General features: G+C 44.9%; 16 protein-coding genes. 14 read left to right on the forward strand and 2 right to left on the reverse strand.

All coding sequences use genetic code 11. The annotated features are described in order from the left end of the window. From TPSD3_RS00005 to TPSD3_RS00050, 11 genes are all read left to right on the forward strand, one after another. The coding region (locus TPSD3_RS00005; RefSeq protein ID WP_140048437.1) for a DNA cytosine methyltransferase at window positions 1-1,011 on the forward strand (1,011 nt) is incomplete at its 5' end. 102 nt (window positions 1,012-1,113) lie between these two features. Next, entirely contained in the window at window positions 1,114-1,362 is a 249-nt protein-coding gene (locus tag TPSD3_RS00010) for a hypothetical protein (RefSeq protein ID WP_140048438.1), read from the forward strand. A gap of 23 nt (window positions 1,363-1,385) precedes the next feature. After that, window positions 1,386-1,658 (forward strand): hypothetical protein, encoded by a 273-nt coding sequence (locus tag TPSD3_RS00015; RefSeq protein ID WP_140048439.1) that lies wholly within the window; start codon window positions 1,386-1,388, stop codon window positions 1,656-1,658. 222 nt (window positions 1,659-1,880) lie between these two features. After that, on the forward strand, window positions 1,881-2,042 hold the full coding sequence (locus TPSD3_RS17190; protein ID WP_140048440.1) for a heme exporter protein CcmD: 162 nt from the start codon (window positions 1,881-1,883) through the stop codon (window positions 2,040-2,042). 443 nt (window positions 2,043-2,485) lie between these two features. After that, window positions 2,486-3,496, forward strand: a complete 1,011-nt coding sequence (locus tag TPSD3_RS00020; RefSeq protein WP_086486551.1) for a rod shape-determining protein — start codon at window positions 2,486-2,488, stop codon at window positions 3,494-3,496. Between the two features lie 160 nt (window positions 3,497-3,656). Next, window positions 3,657-4,295 carry a 3-isopropylmalate dehydratase small subunit gene (gene leuD / locus TPSD3_RS00025; RefSeq protein WP_086486552.1) on the forward strand — a complete coding sequence of 213 codons (639 nt, stop codon included), beginning with the start codon at window positions 3,657-3,659 and terminating at the stop codon, window positions 4,293-4,295. 30 nt (window positions 4,296-4,325) lie between these two features. Then, window positions 4,326-5,417, forward strand: a complete 1,092-nt coding sequence (gene leuB, locus TPSD3_RS00030) for a 3-isopropylmalate dehydrogenase (protein WP_086486553.1) — start codon at window positions 4,326-4,328, stop codon at window positions 5,415-5,417. 177 nt (window positions 5,418-5,594) lie between these two features. Further along, window positions 5,595-6,617: an aspartate-semialdehyde dehydrogenase gene (locus TPSD3_RS00035; RefSeq protein ID WP_086486554.1), complete on the forward strand. Its 1,023-nt coding sequence runs from the start codon at window positions 5,595-5,597 to the stop codon at window positions 6,615-6,617. Window positions 6,618-6,890: 273 nt separating this feature from the next. Then, on the forward strand, window positions 6,891-11,006 hold the full coding sequence (locus TPSD3_RS00040; RefSeq protein WP_086486555.1) for a FimV/HubP family polar landmark protein: 4,116 nt from the start codon (window positions 6,891-6,893) through the stop codon (window positions 11,004-11,006). 125 nt (window positions 11,007-11,131) lie between these two features. After that, window positions 11,132-12,088: an AAA family ATPase gene (locus tag TPSD3_RS00045; RefSeq protein WP_086486556.1), complete on the forward strand. Its 957-nt coding sequence runs from the start codon at window positions 11,132-11,134 to the stop codon at window positions 12,086-12,088. A gap of 24 nt (window positions 12,089-12,112) precedes the next feature. Beyond that, complete coding sequence (locus TPSD3_RS00050) at window positions 12,113-12,580, forward strand: rhodanese-like domain-containing protein (RefSeq protein WP_245391493.1); 468 nt, start codon at window positions 12,113-12,115, stop codon at window positions 12,578-12,580. 110 nt (window positions 12,581-12,690) lie between these two features. Here the strand turns inward: TPSD3_RS00050 and TPSD3_RS00055 are convergent, their stop codons facing one another. Next, a complete protein-coding gene (locus tag TPSD3_RS00055; protein WP_140048441.1) occupies window positions 12,691-13,137 on the reverse strand; it encodes a hypothetical protein in 447 nt (148 codons plus the stop codon). Next, a complete protein-coding gene (locus TPSD3_RS00060) occupies window positions 13,079-13,924 on the reverse strand; it encodes a DUF3592 domain-containing protein (protein ID WP_086486558.1) in 846 nt (281 codons plus the stop codon). Before TPSD3_RS00060 ends, TPSD3_RS00055 begins: the two co-directional genes overlap by 59 nt. A 122-nt stretch (window positions 13,925-14,046) precedes the next feature. On the opposite strand from TPSD3_RS00060, the gene TPSD3_RS00065 reads away from it, so the two are divergent. Genes TPSD3_RS00065 through TPSD3_RS00075 form a run of 3 tightly spaced genes read left to right on the forward strand, consistent with a single transcriptional unit; the run spans window position 14,047 to window position 16,552 of the window. Beyond that, window positions 14,047-14,526, forward strand: a complete 480-nt coding sequence (locus TPSD3_RS00065; protein ID WP_086486559.1) for a chemotaxis protein CheW — start codon at window positions 14,047-14,049, stop codon at window positions 14,524-14,526. A gap of 41 nt (window positions 14,527-14,567) precedes the next feature. Continuing rightward, on the forward strand, window positions 14,568-15,854 hold the full coding sequence (locus TPSD3_RS00070; RefSeq protein WP_086486560.1) for a nucleotide sugar dehydrogenase: 1,287 nt from the start codon (window positions 14,568-14,570) through the stop codon (window positions 15,852-15,854). Continuing rightward, entirely contained in the window at window positions 15,851-16,552 is a 702-nt protein-coding gene (locus tag TPSD3_RS00075) for an RDD family protein (protein WP_086486561.1), read from the forward strand. Before TPSD3_RS00070 ends, TPSD3_RS00075 begins: the two co-directional genes overlap by 4 nt. Window positions 16,553-16,564: the final 12 nt, after the last annotated feature.

Below are 16,564 nucleotides of genomic sequence, written 5' to 3' on the forward strand. Positions count from 1 at the left end.
CCTCAATTAGAATCCAATGGTTTAACGGCAATCAGTCTGTTTAGTGGTGGCGGTGGTTTAGATTTAGGCTTTCTTAGAGCAGGCTACCAACACATAGCCTCTTATGAACTTATACTGATATGTAAAGATACATTAACTACCAATCTTGAATCTACAAATATATATTGTGGCCCAGACGAAGGTGATGTGAGAAAAGTGAATTGGAATATTTACAAAGACAAAGTAGATATTGTTCATGGTGGGCCACCGTGCCAACCGTTTTCAGTAGCAGGATCACGAAAAGGTGCAGATGATGAAAGAAACATGTGGGGAGAGTTCAGTAGAGCGGTTAATGCGATGAAACCTCGCGTTTTCATAGCAGAAAATGTACTGGGAATACTTAATCCAAAGTTTAATGACTTTGTAAAAAAGTATATATTGAACGAGTTGACAGATTATTCAATAACTACATTTAAGATGCACACCGCTGATTATGGGGTTCCACAGATTAGAGAAAGAGTTTTCTTTGTTGGCTTTAGAAATAAACCACGATTGAATAAATTTACCCCTCCCTCCCCCACGCATACTTGGGATCATTTAGGAAAAAATGATTCTTACCCTAATTGTTTGTTATTTGATACGGGACTTGAAAAAACAAAAGGGGTTAGGGATTGTCTGGGGCTACACAGCATCGGGTTTGATAATTTAGCCCCGACTATCAGAAGTGCCTTCACAGGAAAAAGAAATACAACATCTATTTTAAATAGCACAGCGGGTCAAAAATCTTGGGGAGATATGCAAATATGGCCTAATGGAATTCAGTCGAGTAGAGAAAAGGCATCAGCCTTTCCCGCTAAAAATAAGCACTTTAGACTGTCAGTTCAAGATGTCGGGTTAATTCAAGGATTTCCAGAGTCATGGAAATTTGCAGGGGCGGTGTATCAAGTTCTTGGTCAAATTGGCAACTCAGTTTCCCCTCCTGTTGCCTATCATGTTGCAGTAAGCGTGGCAAATGCGTTGAAAAACACATAACAAGGCACTGCACCAGACCGCAATTCCGCTGCGCTCCACTGTCGCTGGTGAGAGCTTGGTCGTTAGGGCAAAATTTCGTTAAATACCAAATAAAAATTACTCATGTCTAAGGACGAAAACCAAAGTAGAATTCAGCCTCTTACCGGAGGAGGAAATAGATCACTGACAATGACATTTACTCCAGATGAAGTCGCTGTAATTGATGAGATGGTTACAATTTTCGGTGACTCCAGGGAAGATGTTGTTATAAAAGCAGTTAGCCTACTTTATACAGTTTATAAAGAAGACGAGAATGCAAAAAATGTTTTTCTTCAAGTTGGAACAAAAAGAGTTGTTATACCATTAAAATAAGAACTAAACTTTTAGTATTGCATATGCCTAGAAAATCACAAGTAGGATTATTAACCGTCATTAGGGATGAGTCTAATGTTAGAGGGTTAATTGCTTTAATTTTTATGCTCATGTTTTCAGTTTTTGTGTTTGGCTCCGTAGTTCTAGCAACCATTAGTTTGTTTATGACATTAGAAGGAAAAGCTGCTGAAGCAAAAGAGTTAATTCTAACAATTTCAGGGGTATTTTCTGGACCACTAGGCTTAATTTTAGGGTATTATTTTCGTTCCGAAATTGAAAAGAAACACTCGCCCTAACTTATCACTCAAAGCCCGACCACCCAGTCGGGCTTTTTCAGTTTGATTTTCATCCGTACCAGCCAAATCAGGCCGAGCGGCCTATGCGGGTTTTGGGATGCGGTTTTAATCTATTACTTACTTTTTTTCTCTTCTTGTTGGGTTGTTTCCCAAGCACTCATTGCTTAGAATGCCTACTTAGAATAAACGGCGGTTATTTTCCACAGCAGAGAGGAATAAAAAATGCTTGAACCCAATTTAACCCATATCGCTGGGGCAAAGTGGTTAGGTGGCGCGTTAATGCCTGCGTCGTTGGTGGTGATTGGTGGTGTATTGGTGTGGCAATTGTGGCAATCGAAAAAAGCCATTCGCCAATTGGCACAGCAAGAACAATACCAAAATTAAGTCATTCATAAAATTTTTCTGTCAGAATCAGAATTTACAGAATTTTAGGATTTTCAGAATTAAAGAATAAAAAATCTGTTTAAAATAAATGACTTGCAAGAATAAATTTTGAAAATTATTTAATTCTGTAAATTCTGATTCTGACAAAATAAAGGTTTTATAAATCACATCATCTTGCTAAAGAAGAAAACACCCGCCTCACCACCCAACAACACGCTCTTGCACAACAAGTTGAAGCATTAAAAGAACAAGTGCAAACGTTATTAACGCCTCCTGCGGTGACGGTTGTGAGCGTCCCCCCAGCCACAACCCCCCACTCAGAGCCTTCTGTCCATTTCTCATCCGACACAAAAACTACAACCAGTCCTTCTAAATTGGCGATGTTGAAACGTTTAGTGGAAGACAATCTTAATTTGAGAAAACATTTTAATTAACAGGATAAAATGATGCCTAATACTTTTCATGTGGGTATTGATTTGGGAACGAGTCGCACATCAATTACCACTTCGACCGGTAAACGCTTTACCAGTCGGACTTGTGTGGGTTATCCCAAAGATGTAATCGCGCAAAAACGCTTTAATAAACCTTATTTACTGGGCGATGAAGCTTTAGAAAATCGCTTGGCGTTGGACTTAATTTGGCCTTTATCTCAAGGCGTAATTTCTGACAATCCCAAAGCCTTAGAAGCCACGCATTTGGTGTTAAAACATGTGATTGAAACGGTACTGCCCGAATACCGTAAAGGCGATTTAATCTATGCCGCCATCGGTGTTCCCGCACAAGCCAGTATTAACAATAAAAAAGCGATTATTGAAGCCAGTAAAAATATTGTGAATAAAGTGCTGATTGTCAGTGAACCGTTTAGCGTGGCTTATTCCATAGATCGTTTTGACGAATGTTTGATCGTCGATATTGGCGCGGGGACAACGGATTTATGCCGAATGCACGGCGCAATGCCCGAAGCCGAAGATCAATTAACGTTGAATATCGGTGGCAATTTCTTAGACGACACCTTACGCCAAGCCTTGTTGGCCAAATATCCCAATGTGCAGTTAAGCGCGCAAATTCTTCGCCGTATTAAAGAAAAATACGGTTATGTGTCTGAAAAAAGCGATCCGATTGTGGTGAGTTTGACCGAACAAGGGATTCCGAAAGAATACGAAATTACGGATATTTTGCGTGAATGTTGTCTTCAACTGACCGATCCCATCAGCAAAGCCGTGCAGAATTTAGTGGGCAGTTTTGATCCTGATTTTCAAGCGCGTTTGCGCCATAACGTGATCATTGCAGGCGGCGGTTCTCGTCTCAAAGGCATTGATATTGCGATTGAAAACAGTTTGAAAGCCTACGGCGGCGGCGAAGCCACTTGTGTGCAAGATGCAGAATATTGTGGCAGCATTGGGGCGTTAAAAATGTGTTTAGAAATGCCTGAAAATTATTGGCAACAGTTGTAAATGTGTGACGGATGACGCGCCTATTGACCTCGCTAATTCATGCGCTACAGAAGCGACGAATAAGCGAGGTCAATCCATTTGCAGTAAAAAAATTGATCATTAGGCAATGATAACTGATAATTGGCCGTTGTTTCCCCAAAGTAATAAGTAACGGAATCTCATGCAAGCATTTACTACTTTAACCGCTCTTGTCGCACCGCTTGACCGCGTGAATGTCGATACGGATGCCATTATTCCCAAACAATTTTTAAAATCGATTCATCGCACGGGTTTTGGTGTGAATTTATTTGATGAATGGCGTTATCTTGATCACGGTGAACCCGGACAAGATTGCAGTCAACGTCCACTTAATCCCGATTTTGTGTTAAATCAAGCCCGCTATCAAGCCGCACAAATTTTACTGAGTCGCAGCAATTTTGGTTGTGGTTCTAGTCGAGAACATGCGCCTTGGGCGTTATTAGATTATGGATTTCGGGCGATTATTGCGCCCAGTTATGCCGATATTTTCTTTAATAACTGCTTTAAAAATGGCATTCTGCCCGTTATTTTAGCAGAAACGGCAGTGAGTCAATTATTTAATGAAGTTTATGCGCAAGAAGGCTATCAATTAACCATTGATTTAGCCGCGCAACAGGTGCGCACTCCCAGCGGACAGTGTTTTGATTTTGCCGTGGATGCGTTTCGCAAACATTGCTTATTAAACGGCTTAGATGACATCGGTTTAACGTTACAATATGCCGATGATATTCGCGCTTACGAGGCAAAAAGACGCGAACAAGCCCCTTGGCTCTTTTCTTAAAAAAAACACACGGCACAGGATAAAATAACGATGACAAAAACAGTGGCTATTTTGGCAGGTGATGGAATCGGGCCTGAGATTGTGGCGCAAGCGGTGAATGTGTTAAAAACGCTGCAAGTGTCTTTTGGTTTAGATGTTCAATTGGTAGACGGCTTAATTGGCGGCGCGGCGATTGATGTGACGGGTGTACCGTTGCCCGCAGAAACCTTGAATTTAGCCCGACGCGCTGATGCCGTGTTACTCGGTGCGGTGGGCGGCCCCAAATGGGATAATTTAGAGCGCGATATTCGTCCCGAACGCGGATTATTAGCCATTCGTGCCGAATTGGGATTATTTGCTAATTTACGTCCTGCTATCTTGTATCCTGAATTGGCTAATGCCTCGACATTAAAGCCTGAAGTGGTGTCTGATTTAGATTTGTTAATTGTGCGGGAATTAACGGGCGGCATTTACTTTGGCAAACCGCGTGGCATTCGCACTTTAGACAATGGGGAGCGAGAAGGTTTTAATACGCTGGTTTATGCCGAACATGAAATTGAACGCATTGCACACGTGGCCTTTCGCAGTGCCGAAAAACGACAAGGGCGCGTGTGTTCTGTGGATAAAGCCAATGTTTTAGAATCAACAGAATTATGGCGCGAAGTGGTCACACGAGTGGCACGAGACTATCCGCACGTCTCGCTCACCCACATGTATGTGGATAACGCGGCAATGCAATTGGTACGTTGGCCAAAACAATTCGATGTCATGGTGACCACGAATATGTTTGGTGATATTTTGTCTGATTTAGCCTCACAATTAACGGGTTCAATTGGCATGTTGCCATCGGCTTCTTTAGATGCGCACGGGAAAGGATTATATGAACCGATTCACGGTTCTGCACCCGATATTGCAGGACAAAATCGCGCCAATCCATTAGCCACCCTTTTATCTGTAGCAATGATGTTACGTTACAGTTTGGGACAAATGGAATTAGCCGATAAAGTAGAGCAAGCCGTGAAACAAGTGTTAAAAGATGGTTTGCGCACCGCGGATATTTTCAGCAAAGGCAGCGATCAAACCTTAGTATCCACCCAAGAAATGGGCGATGCGGTGGTGGCTGTTTTGCGGGCGGCGTTATAGTTTTTTGCTGTCAGAATCAGAATTTACAGAATTTTAGGATTTTCAGAATTTAAAGAATAAAAAATCTGCTGAAAATAAACGACTTGCAAGAGTCACTTGAAAATTCAGAAATGCTGTAAATTCTGATTCTGACAAAAAATTTGGGTCTATGATTTTGTTTTTTTCAGGAGTAATAAGGTGAGCCGAGTATTTGATGTGGCAGTGGTTGGAGTCACGGGCGCAGTAGGTCAAGTGATGGTGTCGATTTTAGAAGAACGACAATTTCCTGTGGGCCGTCTTTATGCGTTGGCTAGCGAACGCTCCGCGGGCAAACGGGTACAATTCCGTGGGCAATCGATTGTGGTGGAAAATTTGGACACGTTTGATTTTAGTAAAGTTCAAATTGGCTTATTTTCGCCCGGTGCGTCGGTATCCAAAATTTACGCGCCCAAAGCTGGAGAAGCGGGTTGTGTGGTGATTGATAATACGTCGCAATTTCGCCAAGACGCAGATATTCCCTTAGTCGTTCCTGAAGTGAATCCGCAGGCGATTGCGCAATATAAAAATCGTCACATTATCGCCAATCCCAATTGTTCTACTATACAAATGTTAGTGGCCTTAAAACCCATTTATGATGCCGTAGGAATCACGCGCATTAACGTGGCCACTTATCAATCCGTTTCTGGCACCGGTAAAGAAGCCATCGAAGAATTGGCCGGACAAACCGCCGCGTTATTAAACGCCAAGCCCATCGAACCCACCGTTTATCCTAAACAAATTGCTTTTAACGTGTTGCCACACATTGATGTCTTTATGGACAACGGCTACACCAAAGAAGAAATGAAAATGATCTGGGAAACGCAAAAAATTATGGGCGATGACCGTATTTTAGTGAATCCAACTGCGGTACGGGTTCCGGTGTTTTATGGTCATTCCGAAGCGGTGCATATTGAGACCCGCGAAAAAATTACCGCCGAACAAGCCAGAGCATTACTCAGTAAAGCACCCGGTGTGGTGGTCATGGATGAACGCGCTCCCGGCGGCTATCCCACCGCAGTGACAGAAGCTGCAGGCACGGATCCCGTGTTTGTTGGGCGTATTCGAGAAGACCTCAGTCACCCGAACGGCCTTAATCTTTGGGTGGTTTCGGATAATATTCGCAAAGGGGCTGCATTAAATAGTGTACAAATTGCAGAAATTTTGGTAAAAGACTATATATAATGTGCAGTTAGTCATGCCTTATAAAGTAGATTCTGAAGACTACAGGTAAACCACCTAGCGTTCAATCAGATTTCCGTCAAGTGGCGCATCTCCAAAGGGATTATTGACCAGAAGAGATGCGCGAGGCGACGGTCGAAAATACGATCAATAAAAGCAGTTAGACTCTGGAAAAGACAATGAATTTAATAAACCCCTTTAGCTTACTAAAAAAACTGCCGATGCCCCGGACGGGAATTGTCGCGCTCACCCGGTGAAAATTAGGAGAATAGTGATATGCGTAAACTGGCAACCGCTTGGGCTTTGGCGAGTACCTTCCTCGTGGCAGAGGCGTATGCGCTGGGACTCAGCAATATTAACGTCAAATCAAAACTGAACGAACCCTTACAGGCCAATATCAACGTGTTGGCCGTTCCCACTGGAGATGTCAACAACCTTCGAGTGACCCTTGCCAATACAGATGCCTTTCGTCGCGCCGGTTTAGATCGCTCTCCGCTGCTTCAGAATCTCAAATTCAGCGTGCAAGAACGCGGCAAAAACGAAGCCGTTATCACCATCAACACCATTCAACCCGTACGAGAACCTTTTCTTAATTTTCTCGTCGAAGTGAATTGGCCGAGTGGTCGTATTTTGCGGGAATATACGGTGCTGTTAGACCCGCCTTTGTATGCGGAAAATTTAACGCCGTCTGTGGTTGCGCCTCCGGTGGCGGCTGCGCCGGTGCGGGTGTTGAGCAGCGAACCCACGCCTGCGCCTTTGCGTGAGGTTGTTCCCGCGGCCGCCACTCGCGCCCCCCGTAAAACAACCCAAGCTCCTCGTCCGGCCGTCTCTGCCGATGGCACGTATCGCGTCAATCGCAATGACACCTTGTCCCGAATTGCCAGAGACACCAAACCCAGCGGTGTCACCTTGCAACAGCACATGGTCAGTATTTTTGAACAAAATCCCCAAGCATTCATCAACGGCAACATGAATTTGCTGAAAACGGGACAAGTTTTACGTATTCCCCAAACGGCAACGGTGAGTCGTTTAGCCGCGGCCAGTACCGTACGCACTACGCCTAATGCGTCACGTGATGAATTAGCGGCTCAGGCTCCGACTGCGCCCACGAGTGGTGCGGGTATGCTCATGGCCACCAGTACCGATGCCAACGATGCCCGTTTGCGCGTTGGTACGGGCGGTACAGGTGCTGGTTCTGGTACTACTGGAGAGGTACAAGAACGCTTAGACCAAATCGAAGCGGAAAATGTTGCGTTACGCAGTGAAAATGAGACGTTAAAAGCGCAATTGCAAAAAACCGATGATTTAATTGTCAGCATGAAACGGCAATTAGATGAATTGCGTAAAATGATCGAAGTGCAGAATAATCAGTTGGCAGGTTTACAACAACGCTTATCTGAATCAGATGGCGCGCCTGTAGCCACTACGCCCGTTACTCCTCCAACGCCTACGGTTGTGGCTGCGGATAATGGCGTTTCTGAAACTGCGCCTGCGACTCCTCCAGTGACGGAAACGACGACGGCCGCAGCGACTCCTAGCACGCCAGAAACTTCCACAACTCCTGTTACCACGCCCGTTGTTGATTCTTCGGAAGACACGGTTGATGCCAGTCAGTTGGGATTGACGGAAGAAGAGTTGGCGGTTTTAACAGGGGAAACCACAGACGCAACCCAAGCCGCAAGCACGCCAGATTCTTCCGCGCCCGAAACGGCTACTACAGAACAAGCCGCAAGCACGTCAGATTCTTCCGCGCCCGAAACGGCTACTACAGAACAAGCCGCAAGCACGCCAGATTCTTCCGCGCCTGAAACGGCTACTACAGAACAAGCCGCAAGCACGCCAGATTCTTCCGCACCTGAAACGGCTACAGAGACAACAGCAGAATCTACCAATGTGACAGATGCTGCTGAAACGGGGGATGAGTCAGTGGCTGAAACTGATCCAGCCATACAACCTACTACTGTTGCTGGTCCTGACGAAGCAGCCGATTTACCGCCACCCGCTCCGCCGGTGACTGTAGAAGAACCAAGCCTGTTGGCAGGGGTGACTGACACGGTCAACAGTACGGTAGAAAGTGTGCCGGGTGGTTGGATGAGTGTTGGCGGTGGTTTGGGGGCGTTATTATTGGGTGGCTTAGGGTTTGCCGCGTGGAGAAAACGTCGCCGCGAACAAGAAGAGGAAGAAATCCAAGAAGCAATGCGTCGCTTGGATGAGGAAGAACAAGCCAGCGGTGATTCTCCTCAAACTTCCGATGCAGCAACCGCAGATAATTTTGATGAGCAGTTGTCACAGTTAATGCGTGAAGCAGAATCAGGTGATACAGATGAGGAATTGCTCGGCGAAGTGGACTTGTATTTGGTTTATGAGAAGTATGGCGAAGCCGAATCTCTGTTGCGCAAAGCCTTGAGCGATGCTCCAGATAATCAAGATTATCGCTTGAAATTGTTGGAAGTGTTGGCTTCAGCGAAACGGGAAGATGATTTTGAAAACGAAGCCCGTATTTTGCACACGTCCGTCTCTGGACAGGGCGAAAAATGGGAAAAAGCTCAGAGTTACTGGCAAGAAATGGATACTGGCCGGGCGTTATTTTCACCTAAAGATAGTGGTGGCGGAATTGGTTTAGGCACAGCGGCTGCGGCCGCGGCGGGTGGCCTTGCAGCCGGTGCGGCTGCGGCTTCGATGTTCGGTGATGATGAGTCGTCCGCTGCGATTGATGATAGCGGTATGGATATGGGAATGGATACCGATCTGGGTTTAGGCGGTGACGATTTAGGCTTAGATTTGGGCGACGAGGTCATGGCTGGCGGCACTGATGATGATTTAGGTTTAGACACCGGTGCTGATCTGGGTGATTTAGATTTGGATGATCATGACACCACTGAACTTGATACGGATCACGGTTTAGATTTAGGCGATGATGATGGTTTGGGTGGTTTGGATTTGGATGATCATGACACCACTGAACTTGATACGGATCACGGTTTAGATTTAGGCGATGATGATGGTTTGGGTGGTTTGGATTTGGATGATCATGACACCACTGAACTTGATACGGATCACGGTTTAGATTTAGGTGATGATGATGGTTTGGGTTTAGATTTAGACGGTGATGATCCTTTATCGGCTACAGACAGTTCATCAGATGACAGCTTGGATTTAGGTGATGATGATGGTTTAGGTGGTTTAGATTTGGGAGATGATGATCCTTTATCGGCTACGGACAGTTCATCAGATGACAGCTTGGATTTAGGTGATGATGACGGTTTGGGTGGTTTGGATTTGGGAGATGATGATCCTTTATCGGCTACAGACAGTTCATCAGATGACAGCTTGGATTTAGGTGATGATGACGGTTTGGGTGGTTTAGATTTGGGAGATGATGATCCTTTATCGGCTACAGACAGTTCATCAGATGACAGCTTGGATTTAGGTGATGATGACGGTTTGGGTGGTTTAGATTTGGGAGATGATGATCCTTTATCGGCTACGGATAGTTCATCAGATGACAGCTTGGATTTAGGTGATGATGACGGTCTGGGTGGTTTAGATTTGGGAGATGATGATCCTTTATCAGCTACAGACAGTTCATCAGATGACAGCTTGGATTTAGGTGATGATGACGGTTTGGGTGGTTTGGATTTGGGAGATGATGATCCTTTATCGGCTACGGACAGTTCATCAGATGATAGCTTGGATTTAGGTGATGATGACGGTTTAGGTGGTTTGGATTTGGGAGATGATGATCCTTTATCGGCTACAGACAGTTCATCAGATGATAGCTTGGATTTAGGTGATGATGACGGTTTAGGTGGTTTGGATTTGGGAGATGATGATCCTTTATCGGCTACAGACAGTTCATCAGATGACAGCTTAGATTTAGGCGATGATGACGGTTTGGGTGGTTTGGATTTGGGTGATGATGATCCTTTATCAGCTACAGACAGTTCATCAGATGACAGCTTGGATTTAGGTGATGATGACGGTTTGGGTGGGCTTGAGGCTGATGAGGCTGATATGGCCAGTTTTGATAGCGACTTAGGTGATTTTGGTGATGATGCCGCTATTGAACTCGGAGAAAGCTCAGAACTTGATATGGATAGCCTTCTTTCCGGTGATGCCGATGATGCCGCATTAGGTGGCTCTGACGATCTGGATAGCCTATTTAGCAGTGACGACAGCACCGATTTAGACGGTGATCTGGATGGCTTAGGGGGTGGGTTGGACGGTTTAGAGGATTTTGCTCAAGACATTGACAGCCAATTTGAATTGGCACAAATGTACATCGATTCTGATGATCGAGATGCAGCCGCCGACATCCTGTCACAAATCCTTTCCGAAGGAAACGCCGAACAGAAACAACGCGCACAAGCCCTTCTGTCCAGCATTAGCTAATACACACTCACCTTAAAACAAGGCCTCAGTATTCGCACTGAGGCCTTGTTCATCATCTCCACCATGCCCATTCCCCAAAAGATTTAACCCGCTTTAATTTTTTCATGCAGAGGATGTAAAACTATATGGTCGATGCACGCCTTTTTGAGACCCTTCGCCAACAACTCGCCACCCACATCGTCGGACAACAACATTTGATTGATAGCATGTTGGTGTGTTTACTCAGTGATGGACACCTCTTGGTCGAAGGAATGCCCGGACTGGCTAAAACCACCGCCATCAAAAGTCTTGCCTGTGGCATAGAAGGCAATTTTCATCGTATCCAATTCACACCTGATTTATTACCTGCCGATCTGGTTGGCACGGATATTTATCAACAAAATACAGGCGCGTTTGAGTTTTGTCCGGGGCCTTTATTTCACAATATTCTGCTGGCCGATGAAATCAATCGCGCCCCGCCTAAAGTGCAATCTGCTTTGTTGGAATCTATGGCTGAACGACAAATTACTGTCGGACAACGCACTTATCCTTTACCCAATTTGTTCATGGTATTGGCCACACAAAATCCCGTCGAACACGAAGGCACTTACACTTTACCCGAAGCCCAATTGGATCGTTTTTTATTGCATGTTTTGGTCGATTATCCCAGTCGTAGTGAAGAATTAGCGATTCTTGACTTATTAGAAGTTCCCAAACCTGACGAGTCCTCCTCGCTAGAACGTCTCACACAAGCCGATATATTCAAGGCACGGGCAGCGGTGCGAGAAGTTTACATTGATCCGCGCTTAAAAGAGTACATTATTGATCTCGTCCGCGCCACACGCCAACCAAAAGCCTACGATGCGGATTTGGATCGATGGCATCGTTTTGGTGCGTCGCCGCGTGCCAGTATTGCATTGATTTACACGGCTAAAGCTTTAGCATGGTTAGAGCAATCCGCTTACGTGACTCCAGAGCATATTCAACGCATGGCTCCTGATGTTTTACGTCATCGCTTGCTGCTGTCTTTTGAAGCCGAAGCCGATAACATTTCTCCCGACGCATTTATACAACGTTTATTGGGTGTGGTGGCAATTCCGTAATTTGGACAGTTGAGATAAAAAAGAATGATGAAACGCTATAAAGATTTTATTGCCGAATGTTTGCCTCACGTGCGGGAAATCATGCCGTGGGATTTGGCTGAAGCCCTTAAAACGACTACGCCACCGTTATTGTTAGACGTGCGGGAAGGCAATGAATTTGCTGCCTTTCATATAGCCCATTCGCTGCATGTGCCGCGTGGGATTTTGGAAACGGCTTGTGAATATGGTTATGAAGAAACGGTGCCGTCTCTGGTCAAAGCCAGAGAACAGGAGATTGTAGTCATCTGTCGTTCAGGCAATCGCAGCGTACTCGCCGCTTACGTGATGCAACTCATGGGTTATCAAAACGTCTGCTCTTTAAAAACGGGTTTACGCGGTTGGAATGACTACGAACAACCGCTTTACGATCAAGAAGATAACCCCGTTGATCCCGATACTGTCGATAGTATACTGAATCAAGCATTGACACGGGAGCAGTTGGGAAAGGTGTAAGATCATCGCAATGTCTTTTTGTCTGAATCAGAATGTTCAAAATTAATATTTGAACTCGTCAATTCTTTCATGCTGACAATTCTGATTCAAACAAAATTAAGCGTTCTATTTTAAGAAACTGGAAAAACAGGAACATCAAACTGGGCATAAAAAATTGAGTTTTCCTCAGATGTCACTGTTAATTGCCAGAGAACTGTTCTACTTCCTGATTCTACAGAGGCGGTTTTGGTCGGCGGAACGTCCGCAGGCAGGTCTATGGTAAAAGAAAACTGGGTTGTTTTCTTTTTCATGTCGTGCAATGGTGGATCGCTTAACTGAGCATGATCCCATAATTTATTTCTATGCGTGATGCTATGGGTTTTTTTACCTTCCTTCACTGTTTCTACGTAGGTCTCAACGCATTCCAGACGCAACAAAAGCGGCGGGAGATCCGCCATTTTTGACACATGTATAATACCTTGTGCTTGCTGATCGGGTTGCAGTGGAAAGGTTTGTAACTCAAGAGTGACATCGCCAAAGCGATGATTCCGAAAAGAAGAACGTAAAAATCCCCCCAAAAAAAATAATCCCTATCACCGGAAAAATCAACAACACCACATCTCCAAAATGCCGTGATGTCAACAAAAGCATAGGGTCTCCATCGATTTTTTCCCAAATCCAGAAAAATAACGGCACAGAAAAAGTATTCCACAGCAGAACAATCGCCATAAAACCAGAATGAGTGGTTTTTTGTTCTGACTTAATTAGGGGCGTTTGCCATTCGTGCCGATGCTTCCAGGGCTGACGTGGGTACATTATCATGAGCTTCGCTTCACTGGGCAGGGGCGCACGCAAGCCGTTTAATACACTCCAATAAGCAAATGTCCACAGCGTCATCGCCGCCATCAACAAGAGAGAAAGATGCGATTTCTTAATATAAAAATATAAAACAGCTTGTTCGGGCTGACGCGGATTGACGTAAGCAAGAAAGGCTTTTTCGTCATATTGATGCGTTTCTAACTCATTAAAAACTCTTTTATAAAAAGTGCTTAAATTTGCGCCTGCATTACGCAGCGTGACTCTGGAGTTTTCATAACGTTTTCCATCAAAAACATAACGGTAGCTCACCACTAAATTGTGATCAAGGTTTTTGTTTCTTAGTCGAGTTTCCAATTCAACTTCTGTTATAAAAACAGGGGTTTGCGTCCATCGCTTCACTTTAAAGGCTTCAATAGCAACCGTTAATACTAACCAAGATAACCACGCCGCAATCGCGCACAATATTAAACCAAAAATAAGCCAACCCTTCCGCATTTTTAGGTTTGGGGGAAGAGAAAGATGATTTGTTTTTTTCACCATGATCATGAAATTGTCACCTTAATGGGTTTTAAAGTCCAGCACCAATATACTTTATCTAAGTTGCTTCACTCTGACAATGATGATAGCATAACTGTTCATAAATTTAATTTTTCTGGGGAAACGTGTTTATGGCAAATCAAGCGGTTTTTGTCCGAAGTTTACTGGTACCGATTGGCGGTGGCAATTTGCTCATGCCAACGGCGGTGGTGGCTGAGGTCGCGCCATGGCAAGCCGCGCAAGCGGTCAGTACAACACAGCCAGAATGGTTGGCGGGGGTGATCAGTTGGCGCGGTCAACGTGTGCCGTTGTTGGATTTACCCCAATTGTTGGGTTTGCCGGCTGAAATGGACAGCAGAGGTGCGCGAACTGTCGTGTTGTACGGATTAGAATCGCCACAAACCATGCCTTTTTATGCGTTTCACGCCAGTGATGTGCCGCGCACGGTCAATATTGCCCCAGAAACCCTGAGCAACCCCACCGAAGAACAAAAACAAGGGGTTATTTTTCGAGTCAAACTCACCGCAAATGAATCCACATGGTTGCCCGATTTGACTTATTTTGAGAATTTATTACGTAAATCGCAAAATATTTTTTTAATAGAAACGTAAAAGTAGCGAAATGGCTATCCACTTTAGGTTAATAAATCACCATGCACACTCGTACTGTTTCTGTGATTGGATTGGGATATGTGGGATTGCCTGCGGCGGTGGCATTTGCTGCCCAAGGGCGCGTGATTGGTTTTGATGTGAATTCACGACGAATTGCTGAATTAAATGAAGGCATTGATGTCACGCGAGAAACGGATTCCAGTCAATTAAAAAATCCTAATTTATTACTCACCGATAAACCCGAATATTTGCGTCAAGCGGATTTCCATATTATTGCTGTCCCCACGCCAGTGGATGCCGATAAACAACCCGATTTGTCGCCCGTATTAAAGGCTTCAAAAACATTAGGAAATTATTTAAAACCCGGTGATATTGTGGTGTATGAATCCACGGTTTATCCGGGCGCGACAGAAGAGCGTTGTGTGCCTGTATTAGAACGACAATCAGGTTTACAATGTGGTGTTGATTTCACCGTAGGGTATTCTCCAGAACGCATTAATCCGGGCGATACCCAACACGGTTTTACTCAAGTGGTCAAAGTGGTTTCTGGGCAAGATGCCGCGACCTTAGACGTTGTTGCCGCTGTATACGGATCGGTCATCAGCGCGGGCGTGCATCGTGCGCCGAGTATTCGCGTCGCAGAAGCAGCTAAAGTGATTGAAAATATTCAGCGGGATGTCAATATTGCGTTAATTAACGAATTAGCGATGATTTTTGCGCGTTTAGGCCTGGATACGCATGATGTGCTGGCAGCGGCGCGGACGAAATGGAATTTTTTACCTTTTACACCGGGATTGGTGGGTGGGCATTGTATTGGTGTTGATCCGTATTATTTAGCGCATAAAGCCCAACAAGTCGGTTATCAACCAGCCATTATTCCGGCGGCTCGCCTGCTGAATGAAAATATGGGTATTTTTGTTGCACAGCAAGTTTTACAACAATTTGCCCGTTTGGGGTGTTTAGCCGAAGAAAGTATTGTGACGGTTTTGGGTTTGGCGTTTAAGGAAAACGTGTCTGATTTAAGAAATACACGAGTAGTGGATATTGTGCGCCATTTAGTGGCTGCCGGAGTCAATGTACAAGTGCATGATCCGCTGGTGAATGTGCAGCAAGCGCGTCAAGAACATGATATTTTGTTACACACTGAAGAACGCTTACAAAAAGCCCATTGCGTCATACTTGCCGTACCGCATCGTTATTATTTAGAACGCGGTTGGACATGGTTACAATCTTTGTTACGCGAAAGTGGGCGGACATTAGTGATTGATGTTAAAGGTGTTTTAGAGCGTGAATCCTGTCCTAAACAAGTTGAATTGTGGCGATTATGATCCCAACTGTGGAATTACTCGATACCGTGCGTCATATCGAAACTCCTGAAGGCGTAGAATTAGAATTGCGTTTGGCAGGGCCGATGGTGCGTGCATTGGCGTGGATAATTGATTTTCTCATTCGCTTGGGTTTATATCTTGGCTTGGGAACGGTATTGTCGGAATTGGGTGATTTTGGTGTTGGTTTACTGCTGATTTTAATCTTTGTTTTAGAATGGTTTTACCCTGTTTTTTTTGAAGTTTATTACGACGGCGCAACACCGGGTAAAAAGAGATTTGGCATTAAGGTTTTATGCGACAATGGATTGCCGATTGATTGGTCGTCTTCTATGCAGCGTAATTTATTGCGTTTTGTGGATTTTTTACCTTTTTTTTACGGTTTTGGTTTAATGACCCTGTTATTAAACCGAGATTTTAAGCGCATGGGGGATATGACTGCGGGGACAATTGTGGTTTATCAAAATGCGTTATTGCCTGCGCCAAATTTACCTTTGGTTGAGCCGCAGGCTTTGGCGTTTCCCTTGTCTTTATCGGAGCAGCGGGCAATTATCGCTTTTGCTGAACGTGCGCCGACGACACTTTCTCCCGAACGCAGCGAAGAATTGGCCGCGATTGTGCAGCCTTTGACGGGGCGCAGTGGACCGTCCGGGGTGCAAGTGTTGTATCAATTGGCGAATGGTTTGGTGGGCGGAAAATAGACGTTTTTACGC

Source organism: Thioflexithrix psekupsensis (genome assembly GCF_002149925.1).
Lineage (GTDB): Bacteria > Pseudomonadota > Gammaproteobacteria > Beggiatoales > Beggiatoaceae > Thioflexithrix > Thioflexithrix psekupsensis.